Source organism: Teredinibacter waterburyi (assembly GCF_001922985.1).
GTDB lineage: Bacteria > Pseudomonadota > Gammaproteobacteria > Pseudomonadales > Cellvibrionaceae > Teredinibacter > Teredinibacter waterburyi.
The window spans coordinates 40,668-62,754 of the sequence record NZ_MRUH01000124.1; the positions used below are offsets into that span (position 1 = coordinate 40,668).

17 protein-coding genes are annotated in these 22,087 nt (G+C 48.6%); 8 read left to right on the forward strand and 9 right to left on the reverse strand.

Annotated features, from left to right (window positions below):
* Positions 1-132 precede the first annotated feature (132 nt).
* The 6 genes from IDZ20_RS09895 to IDZ20_RS09920 form a co-directional block, all read right to left on the reverse strand.
* Complete coding sequence (locus IDZ20_RS09895; protein ID WP_188151273.1) at positions 133-1,896, reverse strand: peptide MFS transporter; 1,764 nt, start codon at positions 1,894-1,896, stop codon at positions 133-135.
* 88 nt (positions 1,897-1,984) lie between these two features.
* Positions 1,985-3,634 carry an ABC transporter ATP-binding protein gene (locus IDZ20_RS09900; protein ID WP_188151274.1) on the reverse strand — a complete coding sequence of 550 codons (1,650 nt, stop codon included), beginning with the start codon at positions 3,632-3,634 and terminating at the stop codon, positions 1,985-1,987.
* Between the two features lie 8 nt (positions 3,635-3,642).
* Positions 3,643-4,539 (reverse strand): ABC transporter permease, encoded by an 897-nt coding sequence (locus IDZ20_RS09905; RefSeq protein ID WP_188151275.1) that lies wholly within the window; start codon positions 4,537-4,539, stop codon positions 3,643-3,645.
* Positions 4,540-4,548: 9 nt separating this feature from the next.
* Positions 4,549-5,478, reverse strand: a complete 930-nt coding sequence (locus tag IDZ20_RS09910; RefSeq protein WP_188151276.1) for an ABC transporter permease — start codon at positions 5,476-5,478, stop codon at positions 4,549-4,551.
* A 3-nt stretch (positions 5,479-5,481) separates the two neighbouring features.
* On the reverse strand, positions 5,482-7,125 hold the full coding sequence (locus tag IDZ20_RS09915) for a peptide ABC transporter substrate-binding protein (protein WP_188151277.1): 1,644 nt from the start codon (positions 7,123-7,125) through the stop codon (positions 5,482-5,484).
* Between the two features lie 45 nt (positions 7,126-7,170).
* A complete protein-coding gene (locus IDZ20_RS09920; protein WP_188151278.1) occupies positions 7,171-8,847 on the reverse strand; it encodes a peptide ABC transporter substrate-binding protein in 1,677 nt (558 codons plus the stop codon).
* 314 nt (positions 8,848-9,161) lie between these two features.
* Here IDZ20_RS09920 and IDZ20_RS09925 point away from each other — a divergent pair, with 314 nt between their 5' ends.
* A complete protein-coding gene (locus tag IDZ20_RS09925; protein ID WP_245792242.1) occupies positions 9,162-10,586 on the forward strand; it encodes an HDOD domain-containing protein in 1,425 nt (474 codons plus the stop codon).
* A gap of 21 nt (positions 10,587-10,607) precedes the next feature.
* Here IDZ20_RS09925 and IDZ20_RS09930 read toward each other — a convergent pair whose 3' ends face one another.
* Complete coding sequence (locus IDZ20_RS09930; protein ID WP_188151279.1) at positions 10,608-12,302, reverse strand: lytic transglycosylase; 1,695 nt, start codon at positions 12,300-12,302, stop codon at positions 10,608-10,610.
* A gap of 126 nt (positions 12,303-12,428) precedes the next feature.
* Positions 12,429-13,217, reverse strand: coding sequence for a hydroxyacylglutathione hydrolase (gloB, locus tag IDZ20_RS09935; RefSeq protein WP_188151280.1), 789 nt, complete (start codon positions 13,215-13,217; stop codon positions 12,429-12,431).
* Positions 13,218-13,382: 165 nt separating this feature from the next.
* Here gloB and IDZ20_RS09940 point away from each other — a divergent pair, with 165 nt between their 5' ends.
* From IDZ20_RS09940 to dnaQ, 3 genes are all read left to right on the forward strand, one after another.
* Positions 13,383-14,255 (forward strand): class I SAM-dependent methyltransferase, encoded by an 873-nt coding sequence (locus tag IDZ20_RS09940; protein WP_188151281.1) that lies wholly within the window; start codon positions 13,383-13,385, stop codon positions 14,253-14,255.
* 16 nt (positions 14,256-14,271) lie between these two features.
* Complete coding sequence (gene rnhA / locus IDZ20_RS09945) at positions 14,272-14,703, forward strand: ribonuclease HI (RefSeq protein ID WP_188151352.1); 432 nt, start codon at positions 14,272-14,274, stop codon at positions 14,701-14,703.
* A 108-nt stretch (positions 14,704-14,811) separates the two neighbouring features.
* Positions 14,812-15,543: a DNA polymerase III subunit epsilon gene (gene dnaQ, locus IDZ20_RS09950; RefSeq protein ID WP_188151282.1), complete on the forward strand. Its 732-nt coding sequence runs from the start codon at positions 14,812-14,814 to the stop codon at positions 15,541-15,543.
* A 103-nt stretch (positions 15,544-15,646) separates the two neighbouring features.
* Here dnaQ and nhaB read toward each other — a convergent pair whose 3' ends face one another.
* Positions 15,647-17,143, reverse strand: coding sequence for a sodium/proton antiporter NhaB (nhaB, locus tag IDZ20_RS09955; protein ID WP_188151283.1), 1,497 nt, complete (start codon positions 17,141-17,143; stop codon positions 15,647-15,649).
* A 421-nt stretch (positions 17,144-17,564) separates the two neighbouring features.
* Between nhaB and IDZ20_RS09960 the strand changes: the two genes are divergently transcribed.
* The 4 genes from IDZ20_RS09960 to sohB all read left to right on the forward strand — a co-directional run bounded on the left by IDZ20_RS09960 (position 17,565) and on the right by sohB (position 22,073).
* A complete protein-coding gene (locus IDZ20_RS09960; protein ID WP_188151284.1) occupies positions 17,565-19,295 on the forward strand; it encodes a FimL-related protein in 1,731 nt (576 codons plus the stop codon).
* Entirely contained in the window at positions 19,295-20,170 is an 876-nt protein-coding gene (nudC, locus tag IDZ20_RS09965) for an NAD(+) diphosphatase (protein ID WP_245792244.1), read from the forward strand. Before IDZ20_RS09960 ends, nudC begins: the two co-directional genes overlap by 1 nt.
* A gap of 88 nt (positions 20,171-20,258) precedes the next feature.
* A complete protein-coding gene (locus IDZ20_RS09970; RefSeq protein ID WP_188151285.1) occupies positions 20,259-20,915 on the forward strand; it encodes a multidrug transporter in 657 nt (218 codons plus the stop codon).
* 60 nt (positions 20,916-20,975) lie between these two features.
* Positions 20,976-22,073, forward strand: a complete 1,098-nt coding sequence (gene sohB, locus IDZ20_RS09975) for a protease SohB (RefSeq protein ID WP_188151286.1) — start codon at positions 20,976-20,978, stop codon at positions 22,071-22,073.
* The last annotated feature ends 14 nt before the right edge of the window (positions 22,074-22,087 follow it).

The following is a 22,087-nucleotide window of genomic DNA, read 5'->3' on the forward strand; positions in this document are numbered from 1 at the left end:
AATAGACATGTTGCAGATCGAGCTTAGCAATTAAACGAACGAACAAAAAAACGAATGAACAAAAAAATAAGCCAAACTAAACTTGGTTGAAATAAAAAGGTTTACCCATACTGTTGGATAAACCTTTTTTGATTAGTGAATACCGCGCATACCGCGTTTTAATAGCGGTGATAGCGCTAACACAAATACGCCAACGCCGAGCCCCAGCCACATTAAAAATGTGTAAAGCTCGGTGTAGGTTGTTAGCATGGTAAGGGCATCGCTTGCGGCATGGCTGGTGTCGATGGAGGCGAGTTTGCCGATGCGTGTCGCCAAGGTTTCTGACAGCGCGGTAGCTAGAAACCAAGTGCCCATACTTACGCCAACCACATTACCGATCGAAAGTTTACTTACCGCCGACAAACCCACGGGGGAAATACAAATCTCCCCGGTGGTGTGCAGTAAATAGGCGAGCACTAACCAAATCATTGCCACCTTACCGGCGTCGTCTGCGAATTGCGCGCCCAATACCAAAGCGCCAAACCCCAAGCCTACTTGAATAATCGCCAGCCCAAACTTTACCGGTGTGGAAGGCTCCATATTTTTTCGGCCAAGCCACGTCCAGAGTATGGCGAAGGGAATAGCCAGCAGCATAATAAAGCCAGCGTTTAATGAGCCGAACATCGAAGCTTTAACGCTGGTGCCAGCTATGTCGCGGTCTAATACGCGGTCGGCGTAGAGCGTCATGCTGCCAGCCGATTGTTCGAACAAAGACCAGAATACAACGGTTGAAACAATAAGAAACATTAGCACCACGGTACGGCTGTATTCAGGTGATTTATTTATTTTGAAACCGTAGCCAATAAAGCACACTAATCCCAATAACATTAAGCCCAAGCCAAGATCATTGCCGGTAATCGCCCAAGCTAATCCACTAACAACAGCAAAGCCAGAAAAAATCCAAGCGAGAAGGTTAGGGCGCTGCTTAGTCGTACCCTGCGATAGCGCATATAGAATCAAGCCGACAATAGCGACAATTAACATACTGTTTTGGGCGATGTGTACCACCGGTTCGCGTTGTACAACCCACCACACCAGCGCGAGGCTGGCGAGCGTCGCGGCGTAAATAGTCCACTCTTGGTTGAGCGGGCCAAAGCCGCGGGTTTTCAGTTTTTCTGGCGCTGGCGGTTCGGCATGACCTTGTAAATATTTTTGACCGTACAGGAACGTAACTAGACCAAACGCCATGCCGATTCCGGCTGCGCCAAAGCCATAACTCCAACCGTAGGTTTCACCCAGCCAGCCACAGAGTAGGGTGGCGATAAAGGAGCCGATATTAATTCCCATATAAAAAATGGTGTAGCCGGAGTCTTGTCGTGGGTCGTCTTGTGGGTAAAGCCGACCAACAATTACGGAAATATTAGGCTTCAAAAAACCAACGCCGAGGGTAATTAAGGCCAAAGCAAAAAAGAAAACCTTTAATGCAATAACATCTTGCACGACTATGCGCTCAGTTAGCACTGTGCCAGCGGCAATTATACTGCCGTCGTTAAGGGTTATGGCTGTTTCTAAAACGCTCCCTGCGGCGTAGGAAACAGCAGCAGCGCCTTCGTAAGTCATAGTGGCGTGGCCAAGGGTTAAGAGTATGGCTCCAAACACCACGGCTTTACGCATGCCTAGGTAACGATCGGCAATTAAGCCACCGATCAGCGGCAGCGCATAAACTAAACCTGCGTAAGCACCAAGAATGTCATAGCCGGCATTGTCCGAAAATAAATGGTACTTGGTGACATAGAGCAGTAATAAATACTTCATGCCATAAAATGAGAAACGCTCCCACAACTCGGTGGTAAAGCAGACGTATAGCCCCTTGGGATGGCCTAAAAATTCGCCTGAGTTTGCAACAGATGTTGTCATGATTACTCCGCTGTAGATCGTTTATATCGTTGATGTTTAGTGAGCCTAGTTAATTGTATGTTCTGTAGATTAAAAGGCATGGAAATCGCTAAGCACTGACTTTTAGTGTTGGAATCGCACTTAGCAATTGCTGGGTATAACTGTTTTTTGGTGACGAGAATAGGGCTTCGGTTTCTCCCTGTTCAACTATTTGGCCCTTGTTCATCACCATAACGCGGTCGCATAAATAGCGCACTACCGAGAGGTCGTGGGAGATAAACAACATGGTTAGGCCGTGCTTTTGGGTAAGTTCTAATAGCAATTCTAATATCTGCGCTTGAATGGTTACATCTAGGGCTGATACGGGTTCGTCGGCAATAATAAGTTTTGGTTGTGGCGCCAGTGCGCGTGCTATGGCAATACGTTGACGCTGACCACCGGAAAATTCGTGTGGATATTTTCGAATGTGTTTGCGCTCAAGGCCAACGTCGTCGAGAAGCTCGTTAATTTTTTGCAGTAAGTTATTTTTATTGGCAATGCCGTGAACGAGCAGGGGTTCTGCGAGTGTATCAAAAACGGTAAAGCGCGGGTTTAAAGAGGCAAATGGGTCTTGGAAAATCATTTGTAGGTTTTTGCGAGCACGACGTAAGTCGTCAGCCCCCAAACTTTGTAAGTCGGTATTGTCGATCCGCAACACATTGGCATCAGCATCGAGCAATCGGATAACACTGCGCCCCAATGTAGATTTTCCCGAACCAGATTCACCTACCAAGCCGAGAATTTCACCTTTAAAAATGTCGAAGCTTACATTGTCTACCGCTTTAAACTCGCGTTTCTTCGAGAAGAACCAAGTGTTCTGGGTTAGCGAATAGCTTTTAGATAAACCTTTTACCTCGACCAGAGGCGTCGCTGCGGCGTTAGCCTTAATCTCATCGCCGGCGTTTACTTCGATAGCGTGGCGATTTTTGGGTTTTGCCGAGTCGGGTATTGCCGCGATAAGGCTTTGGGTGTAAGGATGTTGCGGCGATCTGAACAGAGCGTTGGCTGTAGCGGCTTCGACAACCTCACCGTTTTTCATTACCACTATGTCATCAGCTAGCTGCGAAATTACCGCAAGATCGTGAGTGATAAAAATCACCCCCAAGTTATGGCTAATCTGTAAGTTTTTTATAAGCTGCAGTATTTGCGCTTGTACGGTTACGTCTAAGGCGGTGGTGGGTTCGTCGGCAATTAATAATTTTGGTTCGGTAATCAGTGCCATTGCAATCATCACCCGTTGCCGCATTCCCCCCGAAAATTCGTGTGGGTAGGCATTCATGCGCTGTTCGATATTGGTAATACCCACTTCTTGCAGCACTTTTATTGCGCGAAGTTTGGCTTGCTGCGAGGTAGATTTATTGTGTACGCGATAGGCTTCGATTAGCTGTTCGCCTATAGTCATGTGCGGTGTTAGCGATGTCATCGGGTCTTGGAAAATCATCGCGACGCTATTGCCGCGTATCTTGCGTAGTTCGCGCTCCGAAAGCTTTAGCAGATCCTGCCCCTGAAATAGGGCGCTACCGGATTCTATTTTACCCGGCGGGCTGGGTATTAACCCCATAAGGCTGTAACAGCAAACGGATTTTCCGGAGCCCGACTCGCCGACAATGCCGAGTATTTCGCCTTGCTTAACTGTGAAGCTAACCTTATCTACGGCTGTAGTTATCCCTTCGCGGGTGTAAAAGCGGGTAGTTAAATTACTAACGGTAAGAAGCGACATAGGCTTTATTAATCCTTCGAAGAGCGTGGGTCGAAGGCATCGCGCAAGCCATCACCAAGAAAATTTAAAGCGAACAGTGTCACCGACAAAAATAAGCTCGGGAAAATTAGTAGCCAGGGGTATTCCTCAATCGTCTCAACACCGTAAGAAATCAACGAGCCCCAAGAGCTGGCGGGTGGCTGAATGCCTAGCCCTAGAAAGCTTAAAAACGATTCCAACAAAATCACGCTTGGGATGGTGAGTGTTGTGTAAACAATAATAGGGCCGAGAATATTAGGTATAAGGTGACGCGACATAATTTGCCAGCGGCTAAGCCCCATTGATACGGCGGCTTCAATAAATTCCTGCTGGCGCAAAGCCATAACTTGGCCGCGAACAATACGTGCCATGGTTAGCCATTCAACCGCGCCAATGGCTAAAAATAGTAGGAAAATACTGCGACCAAATACCACGGTTAATAAAATAATAAAAATGGTGAAGGGCAGTGCATAGAGCACATCGACTATACGCATCATTATCGCATCGGTTTTACCACCGCTATAGCCTGCAATTGTTCCCCAGAGTACACCGATAAGTAGCGCTACGGCGGTGGCGACAAAGCCAACCATTAGTGAAACGCGACTGCCATGCAAAATACGGGTTAACTGATCGCGGCCGAAGATGTCTGTTCCCATCCAATGTGCGAGCGATGGGGGCGTGGCGCCTAGGCTTAGGTCTTGTGCATCGTAGGCGTAGGGTGCCAGTAAGGGGGCAAAAACGGCGAGTACAATCATCACGCTCAGGTAGATGAGGCCGAACAATGCGAACTTGTTCTTTTTCAAACGATTAAATGCATCTTCCGATAGGGAGCGTCCCTGTTCGTATTGATTTAACTCTTGCAAACTAATGGCGGATTTAAAAAACATAGACAAGATCTACTTGCTTAAGGATTGACGAAGCTTGGGGTTTATCCAAGCTTGTATTACATCGGAAATAAAATTAAATAGGATAATGAGCGTGGCAAAGAAGATAGTTGTACCCAAAATCATGGTGTAGTCGCGGTTAAACGCGGCCTGTAAATAGAAGCGACCTAAACCCGGAATTTGGTAAATGGTTTCTACCACAAACGAACCGGACAGCAATCCAGCTGCAGCCGGCCCAGCAAAAGCGACCACCGGTGCCAGAGCGCCACGCAATGCGTGCAGGCCAACAATGCGAGCCGGACTTAAACCCTTGGCGCGAGCGGTACGAATATAATCTTGCGACATCACGTCTAACATACCGCCACGGGTAAGGCGGGCGATATAGGCGGCATAGGCTGCGCCGAGGGTAATTGCAGGCAGTACCTTGTCGCCAGGGGAGTCGCCCCACCCTGACACTGGAAACCATTCCAAACCAATTCCAAATCCTAAAATTAGCAGTGGCCCAAGTACAAACGAGGGTAGACAAATACCAATCATGGCGATGGTCATAGGAATATAATCTTGCGCGCTATTGGGTTTTAACCCCGCCATTACCCCAGTACTAATACCAACGAACATGGCAAACAGTAGCGCGTATAAACCCAGCTCTAAGGTTGGCGGTAAACCGGTCAGAATAATTTCGGTTACGGTACGGGTTGGGTATTTAAACGAGGGGCCAAAATCACCGCGCAAAAGATTGACGAGATAATCTTTAAACTGCACAACTACAGGGTCGTCGAGGTGATATTGTTTATTAAGATTGGCGAGCACAGCCGGAGGCGCGGCGCGCTCTTGGTCAAATGGCCCACCGGGGGCCAAGCGTACTAGAATAAAGGTGATCAATATAACCAGAAACAACACCGGTATGGCGCTGAGCAAGCGAATAAAAAAATACTTTAGCACTGCTTAGTTCGCCTCTGTTTCTAGATATACATCGTTAAAGTGATGGCGATGCATAACATTGTCGTACCAGTTTTTTACGTTACTACGTACAAGGTTCAGGTCAGTCATAAAGTAGATTGGGATAACCGGCATCTCGTCGGCGATAATTTTATTGGCCTGCTCAAATAATGCCATACGTTTTAGGTGATCACTTTCTAAGCGCGCATCTTCTACCACCTTGTCATAGGCTGTGTTGACCCAGCCGGTATTGCTGTTGCCGCCGTAAGAGAGCAGTAATTCGTAAAAGTTGCTGGGGTCAAGATAGTCGGCAACCCAGCCGCGGCGAGCCACGTCAAAGTTCAACGACGTTTGAGAGTCTAGGTAAACTTTCCATTCTTGATTTAGCAGGTTTGCTTCAATGCCGAGATTTTGTCTCCACATTTGTTGAATCGCCAAGGCGACTTTTCGGTGGTTGTCGTCGGTGTTGTAAAGGATTTCGAAGCTGGGGAAACCTTCGCCATTGGGGAAGCCTGCCTCAGCCAATAATTGTTTCGCCAGCGCAACATTTTCGCTGAAATGCGCTACAGGTTTGTGCCCTTGCTTATCGGCAGGTACAAAGGTGTAGGCGGGTACTTCGCCACCTTTAAGAATGTTTTCGACCAGCGATGTGCGGTCAATTGAATAGGCAAGCGCTTTGCGCACGCGAACATCATCAAAGGGTTTGCGGGTGTGGTTAATTAAATAATAGTAGTTTGAATAGGTCTGGGTGACGCGCAATAGTTCGGGCGCTTCTTTTTTGTAGGTCGCTATTTTTTCAATGGCCATTTGCGGCGAATAGGTCAGGTGTACTTGGCCGCTGCGAAAGGCACGCTCTTCGGCTTGTTTATCGTTAATGGGTAGAAAGCGAACACCCTCTAGTTTTATATGCTCGGCATTCCAGTAGTGAGGGTTTTTGTCGACGGCAATGAGTTTGTTTATTTCCCATGAGCTGAGCTTAAACGCGCCGTTGGATACGATATTTTCTGGTAGGGTCCAGCTGGAGACGCGACTGTCAAAATCACCATGCTTTTCGATGGTTGCGCGCGGCAGCGGGTAGTAAGAGTGGTGATCGAGTAGCTGCAGAAAAAATGGTGTGGGTGACGCGAGTGTGACTTCTAAGGTTTTCGCGTCTAGGGCGTGAATGCCGACGAGATCAAAGTCGGTAATCTCGCCGGTGTTGTAGGCTTCGGCATTTTTGACGTAATACATCATATAAGCGTAGAGGTTGCCGAGTGCGGGGGTTAGCGCGCGGCGCCATGACCAAACAAAATCTTCGGCGGTGACTGGCTCGCCATCAGACCAAGCGGCATTGTCGCGCAGGGTAAAGGTGTAGGTTAGCTTGTCGTCCGAAATTACCCAGCTCGCGGCGGTTGCGGGTTCTGGTGCAAGGGTTTCGCCATTGAGTCTGGTTAGCCCTTCAAATAGTGAGGATATGACATGAAAATCTGGCTCACCGGTGGTGATATGCGGGTCTAATGCTTGTGGCTCATCGGCGTTGGCGACAAACAGAATTTGGTTTTGGTTGCCGTATTCAACATTAGTCAGCTCATTTTTACTACAGCCAGAGATCAGTGTGCAGACAGCTGCGCAGGTAAACAGGAGTGTTAGGACTAATTTCGTTTTTTGCATGATCGACCTTTTTTGGTGCGTTGATAGCCTTTTTATAAGGCGTATTTACGGAGTGTTAAGGTACACCGATTTGTATGGGTGTCTATGTAATTTGTTGCCATACCAGTTGATAACTTCGGGCCTAACTAGATTGTTGTCTGCCGGGTAAAAAAGCGGAATAACCGGCATCTCAGTATCGAGAATTTGCTTTGCCGTTGCAAACAGCTGCTCGCGCTCGCGGCTATTGCTAGTCACTTGCGCCATTTTCACCGTGTTGTCGTAGTGCGTATTTGCCCAGCCGGTGTCGTTATTACCGCTGTCGCTTAGCAGGGTTTCATAAAAATTACCCGGATCCAAATAGTCGGCAATCCAACCGGCGCGGGAAATGTCGTAGTCCATGCTGTTTTGCGCGGCGCTGAATACCTTCCATTCTTGATGCGCTAAATTAACCTTAATGTTCAAGGTTTTGGCCCACATTTGTTGAATCGCGGTCGCAATTTTCCGGTGATTGTCTTGGCTGTTGAATAATAGTGTTTTAACCGGAAAGCCAACTCCGTTTGGGTAACCTGCTTCAGATAGCAGTTGTTGGGCCAACTCCGGTTGATAGAGCGGATCGGTATGAGTTTTTAGACTATCTGCGAATTCTTGATATTCCAGCGGCGGTACAAAATGTTTAGCGACCTGTTCACCGCCTTTGGTAATTTTGCTGACGAGTAATTGTCGGTCTATAGCAAAGGCGAGTGCCCGTCGTACCTTTACCTTGTTAAAAGGTTCTCGCTGGCTGTTGATAACGTAGTAATAGCTCGAATAGAGTGGCGAAGATTTAAGCAGGTGTGGATCGTTTTGACGGTAGGTTTCCATTTTTTCAATGGCCATGGTCGGGGTATTCGTCAGGTGTACTTGGCCGCTGCGAAACGCACGCTCTTCGGCTTGTTGGTCGCTGATAGGTAAAAATTGAATAGCGTTCAGTTTTACGTTTTCCACATCCCAGTAATACTTGTTTTTGACTACTTCAATTACGCGGTTTAGTTGCCATTCGCTCAGCGTAAATGGCCCGTTACTGACTAATTCGTCAGGGCGTGTCCAGTTATCAAGCGGGGTTGAGTTGATCGCCGAGCGGTGTAATGGGTAAAAATTATGGTAGTCGAGGGTTTCAAGAAAATACTCGCGCGGTGTTTCTAAGGTGACTTTTAAGGTGAGTGGGTCAATTGCTGTTACTCCTACCTCATCGAAATTAGTGATAGCCCCGGTGTAAAAGGCTTCCGCATTTTTCAGTGTGAATAATTGATACGCGTTGGCGTTTGCTGTTGTCGGGGTTAGCGCGCGATGCCAAGCGTTTACGAAGTCGGACGCAGTAACAGGGTCACCGTTCGACCAGCGTGCATTTTTGCGCAGACTAAAGGTGTAGGTTAATCGGTCGGTGGAGATCTGCCATTGCGATGCCGCTGCAGGGATTATCGACAATGTTTTCGGGTCGCGACTGGTTAGCCCCTCGAACAGTGCGCTCAAGATATTGTAATCGGGGCTGCCAACACTTTTGTGCGGATCTAAACTCTGCGGTTCGTCGCCATTGGCAATAAAGAGCACTTGGTTACGATTTCCGAATTCCACATTGGTCGGTGTTTGACGGCTACAGGCCAGCTGACTAATGCAGACTAAAATGATAAGTGCGAGCCAGAGCGTTGGTTTGTAAGGTGTTGTGGTAATGCGTGCTAAGCGGTTTTGAACGCGCTGCTGAACCATAATTACTCTAATCCGTTTCTCGTTGCCCCGTTAGTCGTAGTTGGGGAGCACCATATCTAGTGCGTTGCTATGTTGGTTGTTGGTGCAGGCTATATTGCCGAACTTGCGCTGTTTGCGAAAGGTTAATAGCGGAATTTTGTGAGCCCTAGCGGTGACACCACCGCAACGCCTAGAACCGATACCAGCGATCCATCTTGGCGAACAGTACTGACTTGGCTTAAAAAACTACAGATTTGTGTCACTAAGCTACACTGGAATACATAAAGACTATTCTTATAACTTTTTCTGAAACCCATTCTGAGCGCTTCGAATCAATGTCTACTAAAGGTTTATCGGCTTGGGCTACAAAACTACGCAGCCAAAATATGCCCGTACTCGGTGACGTCATCGCTGAGTTGAATAAAATTACGGGCAGCGACGATGCTGATGTTAATCAGCTCGCCGAAGTCATTTTACGCGATCCGCACCTGACCACCCATGTGCTTAGAATCGCTAACAGCGTTCAGTACAACTACTCTAAGGTTCTTATAAACACCGTAAGCCGAGCCATAGTGTTGATTGGTTTAAAAGGTGTGAGGGCGATGTGTATTTCACTGCTGGTAATGGATTCGCTTCTTACCGATCAGCCCAAGGAGCGGTTGTTGGCGCTGGTCGCCCAGGGCTTTCACGCCGCTACACAGGCGCGCAACCTCGCCCAACGGATAGATGACAAAGCGGGTGAAGAGGTGTTTGTGGCCGCATTGCTCTTTAATCTCGGAGAAATGGCATTTTGGGCGTCTGAGGATGTTGTTGCCGATAATGCCAATCTATTGAGTGATGACGCTAAGGTTCGCCGAAGTGCGATGGAAGAGGTACTTGGGACCTCGTTTAAGGCGATAACGCGAGAGCTGGCGAAGCATTGGAAGCTAGGTGACACCCTAGAGCAGGCACTTTATCCCACTCATCATTCGAGTTTGAAGGTGAAAGCTGTGGTTGCAGGTGAGCGCCTGAGCCGCGCTGCACTTTATGGCTGGGAAAGCCCACAGGTGCGCAAAGTGCTAAAAGAGGTTATTGAGTATACTGGTCAAGCCGAAGATGAAGCCCTAGAAATGGTTCGGCAGGGCGCCGACCAAGCGGCTCAGGTCGCGCTGAACTACGGCGTCGCTCAGGCTTGTCCACTAATCCCTAGCTCAACTCGTTTACATACAGAGCTGCCAAAAACTCCAGCGAGTCGAATCCTTAAGGGCGATCCGAAATTACAGCTAAGTATTCTGCGTGAGCTGGGGACGGCGACACAGGACCGGCTTGATGTGAATACTATCTTTCAAATGGTTTTGGAGGGCATGCACCGCGGTATAGGGTTGGAGCGCGTATGCCTTGCGTTTATTGACCGTCACAAGCTAAAAGCGAAGTATGCGCTGGGCGACAGTACGGAACACTGGCGTTCGAGATTTGTATTCGATATCGGCCCCTACAGCGAGAACCTGTTTACGAAGGCCATTCAAACAGGTGGAGCGCATTGGTTTAATAGCGAAGAGATAACCCGTGATAGCAGTTTATATTCTGCGGAGATCATTCCTATACTCGGCAGATTTCCTGCTTTTACCTCGGTTTTACAGTTAGATCAACGCAAAGTTGCGCTGTTCTATGCCGATCGATGGAGTTTTGGCGGCAAATTGGACGAGGATCAGTTTGAAAGCTTTAAACATTTCGCTAGCCAAGCGGAGTACAGTTTGAGGGTTCTCACAAAAAAGCCCTAAACCGACGCTCGCCAGCAGTTGCTAGCGAGCGCCGGTCACATTTACAAACAGTGTAAGTAGCTGCCCAGGTTGTAAATACTTGCTGGTACTGACGCTATTCCAGCTCAATATATCGGTTACTGACAATTGGAACTTGTCTGCAATGCGATGTAGCGAATCGCCATTGCGAACTTTATAGGTGACTTTGCGTACTTCGGTCTTTGTTGCCCCGGTGGTGGGTGCGGTGATGATTTTGGTCCAAATTGCCAAGCGTTGGCCCGGGAAAATAGGGTCGCTAGGCGCCATGTTATTCCAGCGCGCTATCTGGCCGGTACTCACTTTGTATTTTCGGCTAATCGTCCAAAAGCTCTCACCTGGTTGTACTTCGTGGTCAATTCTACTTTTATTTTTCGATGCGCCTTTCTCTTGCTTCGCGGCTAAGCGTTGCGTCTGGCTGTAGCGATAGTGTTCAGCGCCTGCCGACGCCACGGGTACCAACAAGGTTTTACCGGCGCGAATATTATTGCTCTTGAGATTGTTGATGCTTTTTAACGTTGGGGTATCCAGCTTGTACTTGGCGGCAATAGTCGACACGGTGTCGCCGTTCTTAATGGTGTAGCGCTCCCACGTAACGCGGCTGCTACTGGGAATGGCTGCAAGGTTGGTGATGAACTCCTGTTCATTTGCGAGTGGCACTAAGAGTCGATGTGGGCCGGCTGGGTCGGTGGCCCAGCGGTTGAAGCCTGGGTTGAGGTAGTAGAGCGTATCGATATCGATTCCGGCTAGATCGGCAGCTTGCGCTAGATCGATTTGGCTGGTGGTATCGACAACGGCAAAGTAGGGCTCATTGGCAATTTCTGGCAGCTTTATCCCGTAATCGTCGGGGTTTTGAAAGAGTATCGCCAGCGCGATGAGTTTCGGTACGTAGGCTTCGGTTTCGCGTGGTAAGTTTAGGTTCCAGAAGTCGGTAGGCTTACCCTTCTTTTTATTTTTTCGAATGGCTTTCGAAACGTTGCCAGCGCCACTGTTGTAAGACGCCAAGGCCTGTAGCCAGTCGCCATCGAAGCGATTGTTAAGGTGTTTGAGGTAGGCGACAGCTCCCTCTGTTGCGGCGATTACATCGCGGCGGCCGTCGTACCACCAGTTTTGCTTCTGGCCGTAAGCTTTACCTGTACCCGGTACAAATTGCCACATGCCAGATGCGCGGCCATGAGAGTAAGCAAAGGGGTCGAAGGCGCTCTCTACAATTGGTAGGTAGGCGAGTTCTAAGGGTAGGTTGTTCTTTTCAAGCTCTTCAACAATGTAATAGAGGTAGGGTTCGCCACGGCTCAATACGCGGCTGAGGTAGTTTGGGTGGCGTGCAAACCAATCGATTTGCTGCTGTACGCGTTTGTTGATGTCTAGCGGCAGGCCGTAGCCGGCGGTAATGCGATCGATAACGTTGGTGGGTGCCAGTGGTGTAATACTGTCTAGTTCTGCTTCGCTTAGCTCGTCGTCCGGTTCAGCGGTTAGACGATGCTCAGCAACAGGCGACTGTTCAGCCGTTAGCGGTTGCGAGATCAGTTGTGACAGCCCACAGCCGCTTAACAGCCAGCAACTCAGCAGCCCGATTAACGTTAGAGGTTTCCGTATTGTTAAGCGCTGTATAGGGCGGTGCGCGAACCAACAGCTAAGGCGGATTAAGCAACGGCGTGTCGGGCGGGGTGAGCGGTTATGAGTATTTTGGATTAACTGCATGTGGCTGTTGTTTACGCTTCGTCAAATTAAAATGTTCGCCCTGTGACCCGCAATAAATATTAGAGTTCAGCCAAGCAAACCGATGCGCCAAATGTTTTTTGGAAACTGTGGTCTAGGTACTCGGTTTTAGGCTTGATTCTTCCATTGGCGTAGAAGCTTGAACAGGGCGCTGCGGCCGGCATTATACACGCCAAAGTGGCGTTGTATTGATTCTTGAACCTCGAGTTCGTCACAGCGCAGGAAGGGGTTGATGGCCAGTTCCTGTGAGATTGTGGTTGGCAGGCTGGGTATGCTGTTCTGTCGCTTTAAGGAAATTTGCTGAATATAGTCCGCTAAGACGCTATTACCTTGCTCCACCTTAGCCGCGAAAGCGAGGTTGGATTGAGTATATTCATGGGTGCAATACACCTCAGTATTGGTTGGCAGTTGAGCGATACGATTGAGGCTAGTTTCTAACTGTTCAATCGTGCCGTTAAAAAGCCGCCCGCAGCCGCCCGAGAAAAGCGTATCACCACAAAACAGTAGACAGTGTGGTTGTTCGGGCGAGGGCGGGATTATATAGCTGACATGATCAGTCGTATGACCGGGTGTCTCCCACACCTCCAGAGGGTGAATCTGCCAAAGGGACAGAGCGTCGCCCTCGGATAATCGATGGGTTATCTGCGCTAAAGGTGATTTAGCGGGGCCGTACACTGGGCAGCCAAATTCCCGCACTAACAGCGGGATGCCGGTGACATGATCCCAGTGGCAGTGGGTGATGAGGATTCCGGCGAGACCGAGTCCGCGGCGATCTAGCGCAGCTTTAACAGCCACTGCGTCACCTGGGTCTACTACATAGGCGGATGACTCATTACTTTTGGTGATCATCCATACGTAGTTGTCTTGATAGATTGGTATAGGTTTAACTTCCAACATATTGAATATCTTGATTAAAGTTAACTTAGTTAATGTGCTTTAGAGGTTTTGCTGGCTGGTTTGCTCGGCTTCAAATTGGTACTATCCTTGGCAGTATAATTCTCAGGAATATCATCGTTGCCGCTCAGCTAAAGACAACAACCGCAATTGCGGGAGATTAGAAAAATGCAATCTTGGAAAAAGTTCTTTAAAGCTCGCAGTAGCGTACGCCCACTGCATGAAACTATCGCAGACCTTGCGCGTTGGTACGAGACGCCGTTGGGGCAGTCTATTCTTACTGAGCAGCGCGAAATTTTAAGCGACGAACTTAGCTGCCTGTTCGGCTACCACCTTATGCAACTTAGTGTTGTGCCCTACGAACGTTTGTTTGAGTCCAGCCGGATCAATCACTGTTTTTCAATGGCTCCGGCCATTGTGCCTTCCGAGCGGGTTAAAACCCAGCTTTGTGATTTACAGGCCTTGTCAGACTTGGACGCACTGCCACTTGCAGACGAGTCTATCGATGTGACCATTTTGCATCACGTCTTGGATTTTTCCGAGAATCCTCAGCAGGTGTTAAAAGAGGCCGCTCGGGTTACGGTGCCACGTGGTCATATTATTATTATCTGCTTCAACCCCTTTAGCATGATGGGTGCGTTGCAGCCTATTCTGCGGTTAACCAGTTCCAAACCGGTATGGCGGCGCAAGGCGCTGCGAGCGGGCCGTCTGAGAGATTGGTTGGAATTTCTAGATTTTTCTTGTGTTAACATGCGCCAGCTTTCCCACAACCTACCGATCAACCACTCTCGTTATTTGGCTCACAGTCGCTTCGTAAACAAAGTGTTCTCTGGCCGTTCGGTCCCTTTTGGTTCGACCTATTGTATTCTTGCTCGCAAGGACAAGGTTGGTCTAACGCCGTTAAAACCTGAGTGGGACAAAGCCAGCTTATTGCGTGGCTCGGCGGTGGCGAAGCAGTCTTTGTCTGCGCGAACAGAGCCGTCAGCGAGGATATTGCCGCTGCGGCGCAGGCCTCGTACAGGCTCTATGAATATCACCTAACAAAAGAGTTTTAGTGTTGAAAAAAGTCGAAATTTTTACTGATGGCGCCTGTCGTGGCAATCCCGGCCCCGGTGGTTGGGGAGCATTGTTGCGGCACGAAGGCAAAGAGAAAACCTTTTACGGTGGTGATAAGCACACCACAAATAACCGTATGGAGCTGGCGGCGGCTATCGAGGGCCTGAAGGCCTTGAGTCAGCCCTGTGATGTTACCCTCACCACGGATTCTCAATATGTACGCAAAGGCATTACCGAATGGATGGCGAACTGGAAGCGCAATGGCTGGAAAACAGCGGCAAAAAAACCGGTACAAAATGCCGAACTTTGGAAGCAACTAGATGAAGCGGCCGCCGTTCACACCGTTAAGTGGTGCTGGGTTAAAGGTCACAGTGGGCACCGTGAAAATGAAATTGCCGATCAGCTCGCCAATCGCGGCATAGATGAGTTGTAGTACAGGCGCTAACCTTGACGGCGAGCACGACGAAACGATCAACTCGACAAACATACTTTGCGATTCATTACATAGCGTTGGTAAAAATACGGCGTTAGGAGTGTAACCTTGAGACAAGTTGTACTGGATACTGAGACCACCGGCCTTGAGCCTCAGTTGGGCCATAAGATTATTGAAATCGGTTGTGTTGAGCTAGTCAATCGCCGTCTTACTGGGCGTCACTATCATCAATATATCAAGCCGGAGCGCGAGATCGACCAGGGCGCGATGGAAGTTCACGGCATCACCAACGAGTTTCTTGAAGACAAACCGGTGTTTTCTCAGATCGTCGCCGACTTCCTTGAATTTATCGGCGATGCCGAATTGGTTATCCACAATGCACCGTTTGACGTGGGCTTCCTGAACCACGAACTGTCGTCTCTAGATAAGGGTTTAGGGAAAATCGAAGACCGCTGTGCGGTGTTAGATACCTTGCTGTTAGCGCGCAAAAAACATCCAGGCCAAAAAAATAATCTGGATGCACTCTGTAAACGCTACATGGTGGATAACTCGCAGCGCGATCTGCACGGCGCTTTGCTTGATGCTGAGATTTTAGCGGACGTCTACCTCACCATGACCGGTGGGCAGACCTTCCTTGCCTTGGGTGGCAAGCAAGTTGGCGAGGGCGGTGGTGAAGATGGCGAAGAAACGATCGTACGGTTACCGGTATCGCGAACGCTTACCCCTGTTCTTCGTGCGAGCGACGATGAGTTGGTGCTGCATAGAGAAAAGCTGGAACTGCTTGATAAGGCTTCCGACGGAAATTGTATTTGGAAAAGTCTAGAGCAGCCTGAACTCTAACCTTTTTGTTAAAAACACATAGCTGCTCGTAAAAACCACTCTTCATAAAAAAGCCGCCAAACCTAGTAGGTTCGGCGGCTTTTTAGTAACGCAGGTACCAGTTTTAGCTGGACATTCGTATCACCATAACCAAACCGACAGCGCCCAGCACGAATGTGTAGGGCAGTGCCATTATCACCATGCGTCCATAAGACAAGCGAATTAATGGTGCTAGTGCGGAGGTTAATAGAAATAGGAAGGCGGCTTGGCCGTTTGGTGTTGCGACACTGGGTAAATTGGTGCCGGTATTGATGGCAACCGCAAGTAAGTCAAAGTGCTCGCGCGTAATATTGCCAGCATCAAGTGAGGCCTTCACTTCTGAGATATACACCGTCGCAACAAACACGTTGTCGCTAATCATCGATAAAAGCCCGTTGGCGACAAAAAACATTGGCGCTTGTAAGTTCTGATCCAAGTCCAGCAGTATCGCCGTAATCGGATGGAATAGGTGCTGGTCGTGAATAACCGCGACGATGGCGAAGAACACCACTAATAGTGAGGTAAACGGCAGCGCTTCTTCGAAGGCGTGGCCGATACGGTGCTCGTCGATAATACCGTTAAATGCGGTTAGCAGAACGATGATCATCAAGCCAATAAGGCCAACCTCAGCTAAGTGGAAGGCTAAGCCCAGCATTAAAATAACGGCAGCAATAGCTTGAATGCAAAGTGCTGCAACGTCTCGAGGGGTGCGCTTTGCCGATTCCTTTTGATCGAACTCCATTAGGATGGAGCGAACGGGATCGGGTAGCTGCGCGCCATAACCAAACCATTTTAACTTTTCCAACGCTAAGCAGGTGAGTAGGCCGGCGACTAAGGTTGGCATGGATACCGGTGCAACCTCTTTAAAGAAGGTAATAAAGTCCCAGCCCGCCTGCTCGGCGATAAGAAGGTTTTGCGGTTCACCGACCAGAGTACATACGCCGCCAAGTGCGGTGCCCACTGCGCCATGCATCGTTAAGCTGCGCAAAAAAGCGCGAAAGGTATCGAGATCTTCGCGATGATGGTCGTTTACACCTGCATCTTGTGAGTGGTCGTGATCCACATGGCCGCCGGAGGCAAACCTGTGATAGACCGAATAGAAGCCAACCGAAACACTAATTAACACGGCGGTTACGGTAAGTGCATCGAGGAATGCCGAAAGTACGGCGGCGACTAGGCTAAACAGCAGCGAGAGCAGCATTTTGGAGCGCACACCGAGAAGTATCTTGGTGAACACAAACAGCAGTAGGTCTTTCATGAAGTAGATACCCGCAACCATGAACATCAGTAGCATGATGACGGGGAAGTTAAGTTTCGCCTCTTGGTAAACCGTCTCGGGCGAGGTCATACCGAGGATAACGGCTTCGATGGCGAGCAGTCCGCCCGGCTGTAAGGGGTAACATTTCAATGCCATTGCAAGGGTGAAAATAAATTCTAGAATCAGCGCCCAGCCAGCAATAAACGGATCGAAGGCGAATAAAAAGGGGTTGATGACCAAAAAGGCGACAATGGTTTTCTTATACCAGCCGACAGATTGGCCGAGAAAGTTTTCCCCAAAGGCTGCAAATAGATTATTAAACATAAGGATTTCCGTTAAAAATCAGTGAATAAGCGCAACTTGTTAAACATCTATGATAGCGCAAATTTTCGGATGCCAGCGGGCCAAGTTGTATTTCTTTGCCAATTTGGCGCAATTAACTACGAAATTCTGTGCCATATCTTGGGCTCGACGCCTAAGTTGCTTAGAGCCGTGTTGCTGTGGTGTTTTGTGCTAGCGACTTCACTTGCAGGCTGCGGCCTTTGTAATGTGCTGTCTAAGTACTGAGGTGCCGCCGTGATGGCTGAATTACGCGTGCTCAAGGGCCTGTGACAAAATCGAGATTTTGAGTTAAGGTTGCTTGGTAACTACACGAATTGTAAAGATTTTTTAGCAAAGGGTATTATACTTACCTATATCTGCGGCTTTCAGACCGTTCAACCGATAACGCTTGGGTAACATTATTGTGAATTCGATGGATGCAGTTAATTTTCAATCACTCAATATGGTTCGCGACGAACTTGTCGCCACAATTGATGAGTCTGCGCGCAACCTAGAAGTGTTTGTCTCGGAGCAGGAGAACGCCGAAAGCCTGCAAACCTGTATAGACGGAATTCGCCAAATCGTTGGTATTCTGCGGCTTATTCAGTTTCGTGGCGCCGGTAATCTGGCAGAAGAATTGTTGACTGCCGCTATGGAAATATCGCCAGGCAATAGCGGGAAGAACTACGACAAGCGTTTAGAGGTTATTTCGAATACCTTTTTTGTGCTTACGCGCTACCTCGAATACGTGCAACAGGCTGAGCGTTTGGTGCCGGTATTGTTAATTCCACACATAAATAATCTACGGGCGCTGCGTTCAGAGCAGTTGCTACCCGAAAGCCATTTCTTTCAGCTCACCCTCGACAAGCGGCTTTCCCCACCCGAATTACCGGCGATCTCGCTCGGCAATGAAAGTGTGAAGCAGTATGTGCGACGCCTTCGACAAATGTATCAGGTCGGTTTGCTCGGTTTGATGCGAGAGCGTCAAATAAAAAACTCCTTTGCAATAATGCGTAGGGCGATTATTCGCCTGCAGAGATTGAGTGGTGCAAGCAAGCCTTTAACCGAGTTGTGGTGGTTGGCCAATTTGGTGTTGGATGCTATGTCGCAACAACAGATGACGATTGTGGCGAGTCGCAAACAGTTATTTGCACGTATAGATCGCGTTATTAAGCAAGTCGAAGGTAATGCCGAAGCCGCGTTTGAAGTGTCACCACCTCGTACATTGATGAAAGAATTGGTTTACCTCGCAGCCTTGTCTGGCTCGCAAAATCCTGAGATTCGAAAAATACTAGAGATGTTCGGGCTGCAAGATTACGCCTATACCGATCGCGAATTGGGACGTGATCGCGACGCGCTTAACGGCCCTAGTGCCCACACCGTAATGTCGCTCGCCAAGGTGTTGCAAGCCGAGTTGGCGAACACCAAAAAAGTGTTGGAAAATGCCGCCCAAAGCAGTAGCCAGAAAGTCGAAGAGCTCGATGAGTTTATCTCCAACCTTAGTAAGGTCGCGGAAATATTGTCGGTTGTCGGTCTTGTCTCCCCCAGTAATATTTTGAAAGAAGAAATTAAACGTATCCAGCTTTGGAAATTAGAAGACGACGGCCCAGATGTGGGTGAGTTATCAGAGGTAGCAAGTACCTTGTTGTATCTCGAAAGCGCCGTATCAACCCTCGAAAACGCTAAGCTCTCAGATGAGCGCTTAGAGCTGGCGAATAAAATCGCCCAGTCAGAAATTGTGGCCTCGGGCGAACTGGCCGAAGCTGGGCGTATCGTAATAGAAGAGTGCCAAGCGGGAATTGCCTTGACCAAACGCGCACTTACATCCTTTTCCGACTCTAACTTTGACTCTGGACATATCCGCAATATTGCCAAAACTCTGAACACCGTGCGCGGCGGTATGATTATGCTGAAACGAGAGCGCGCAGCTTTGGTTTTGGGGCGTTGTGTCGATTTTGTTGATCAAGTCTTAATGGATCAAGATCCGCCACCGGCATTAAAGGAGTTGCTGGAAACATTCGCCGATGCGGTTGTTTCTGTCGAGTACTATCTTGATTCGGCATCCGGTTCATCGTTAGCTATGGATGAAACCGTATTAAAAGTGGCGGAAGAGAGCCTCGAGGTACTCGGCCACGCGGTTTATGGTAGCGATTAGTGACTTCCACCTATGACGCTACCTCTTTGGCCGTGCAGCCAAATAGTCAGTATCTTATCGTGTGTGGCAGCTATTTTTGGCAGTCGCCAAAGTTAAAACGTGCAATTTCGGCTAGTGTGCTCGAAGGGAAAGACCTAGCGCTTTCAATAAACTGTTTGCCTTGGGTTGATGAGCGAGATCTTGCTCAAACACCTTATGCTGAATGTTCGCGATTGCACTTAGCCCATTTAAACGAGACGCCACTCGCGATTGCGCTAGTTGAAAATCTCGAAACAGATTTAAGTGTCGATGAAGATTGGATCCCGTTACGTTCGCTTTTAGGTTGTTTGGCAGAGCCTGAATTTCAGCTCTGTGGTCGCGCCGTTCAATTGCGTCGTTGGTATTTAGATCATCGATTTTGCGGTCGTTGTGGAGCGCAAACAGAGATTGACGAAATAGAGCGATGCAGAACCTGTCACCACTGTCGCTTACAAACGTACCCACGACTTTCACCCTGTGTCATAGGTCTTATTGTACGTGGCGAAGAGTGCCTACTTGCTCGGGGCGCTAAGCACCCCGACGGTATGTTCAGTACGCTCGCCGGTTTTATCGAGCCGGGCGAAACCGCAGAGCAGGCTTTTGTGCGAGAAACCATGGAAGAGGTCGGCATTGTAGTGAATAACCTACGCTACGTGGGTTCGCAGCCGTGGCCTTTTCCAAGTCAGCTAATGATCGGTTTTGTTGCAGATTATGTCTCTGGAGAGATTTGTGTAGATGACAATGAGATTATCGAAGCGGCTTGGTTTCGCTACGATCAGTTGCCTCGCATTCCTCCGCAGAGTACCATCGCTGGCGAAATCATCCGAAATTTTCAGCAGCAGATGGCAGAGCTTTAGTAGTAAACACTTTGAAGTTTTGGGCCTTCGATTAATCGCATTCGAACCGCTTAACTTACACGCGTAGTTTAAGATTTTAGGACCCGATATGTTATACACCGCCTTTGCAGGCATTACGATTATTTTTGCCTTAGTGGCTGTTGCGCTAGGTTTGCGGCTTGTTGCCCGTGCTGGGTGGTTTATGAGCTGGTTGCGGGGCACGATGGGGTTGCTGCTGATCACGCTTGCGGTACTTTTCGCACTTACCGCCATGGATATGTTTAGCTACCGTCAGTTAACTAAAAATAAAATTCTCGCAACCTTGAGTTTTAGTGAGGTAGAAAACCAACATTACTCGGCTACCTTGGTGTTGATCCGCGACGGCAGTGAGCAAACCTTTGATTTGCGCGGCGATCAATGGCAGATCGATGCGCGAATCATAAAGTGGTCGGGGTTGATCGAGCAGTTTGGTGCTAAACCGGGTTATCGTTTTGACCGCTTAAGTGGTCGTTATTATTCGCTCGAAGATGAATACCGCAAACCCAGAACGCTTCATCAGCTCAGTAGCAGTGAATACTGGGTAGATTTCTGGGCTTGGGCGAAAGCCTATGGTGACTATGTGCCTGGCGTTGAGGCGGCTTACGGCAACGCAACCTACCTGCCGATGGCAGATGGCGCGTTGTACGAAATCTCATTAAGCTCGACGGGCCTGCTTGCCAAGCCAATGAACGACGTTGCCGAAAAATCTGTGCGTCAATGGCAGTAGCACCCCATCCAATTTCTTTTTTCTTTATTTTTTTAATCGGTAAGTTTGGAGTACTCCCCCTTGGAATTTTTAAGTGAATACGGGCTGTTTTTGGCTAAAACAGTGACCTTTGTTATCGCCATTGCAGTCGTTGTCGCAATTGTTGTTGCTGCCGGAATGAAGAACCAGACACACGAAAAAGGACATCTCGAAGTCCGTAAATTAAATGAAAAGTACAAGCATATTCGAGAGGGGATTCAAGCCGTCGTTGTTGACGAGAAAACCCTAAAGGCCGAGCAGAAGCAGCAGAAAAAGGACGATAAACTAGCCGCAAAGCAGGCAAAAGTCGCTGCAAAAAAAGCCAAATCTAACGCTGATAAATCTGATGTTGACGTGCCGGGTGATAGCGACTCGTCCGATACGCGTTCGCGAATTTTTGTTATCGACTTCGATGGCGATATAAAAGCCTCTGCAACTGAAGGCTTACGCCAGGTTATTACCGGTATTCTTTCATTAGCTCAAAAAACGGATCGAGTCGTTGTACGCTTAGAAAGCCAAGGCGGCATGGTACATAGCTACGGTTTAGCGTCGAGCCAATTGGCCCGAATTACGGAGAAGGGCATCCCTTTAACCGTGTGTATCGACAAGGTCGCTGCAAGCGGTGGCTATATGATGGCCTGTGTCGCAAATCAGATTGTTGCCGCGCCGTTCGCGATTATTGGTTCGATCGGTGTGGTTGCGCAATTACCTAACTTCCACAAGTTATTGCAAAAGAATGATATCGACTACGAATTGCTTACCGCAGGTGAATATAAGCGCACCTTGACCATGTTTGGTGAAAATACTGAAAAGGGTCGCTCTAAGTTCGTCGAAGACCTAGAAGATACCCACGAGTTATTTAAGTCATTTATTACTGAGCACCGCGGACAGGTGGACATTGATGCGGTTGCCACGGGAGAAATCTGGTTTGGTAGTCGCGCCTTGGCACAGAAGCTTGTCGATGACATTCAAACATCGGATCAGTATCTACTAGATCGCTGTGAAGAGGCGGATGTATTTGAGGTTGAGTATGTGCAGAAAAAATCATTGCAAGAAAAGCTAGGTATTGGCGTAGAGCACGCCGCAGAAAATATTCTTACCAACCTTTTGCACAAGATGAATTTCCGCTTCTTTAGCTAGGTAATAATAGCGTG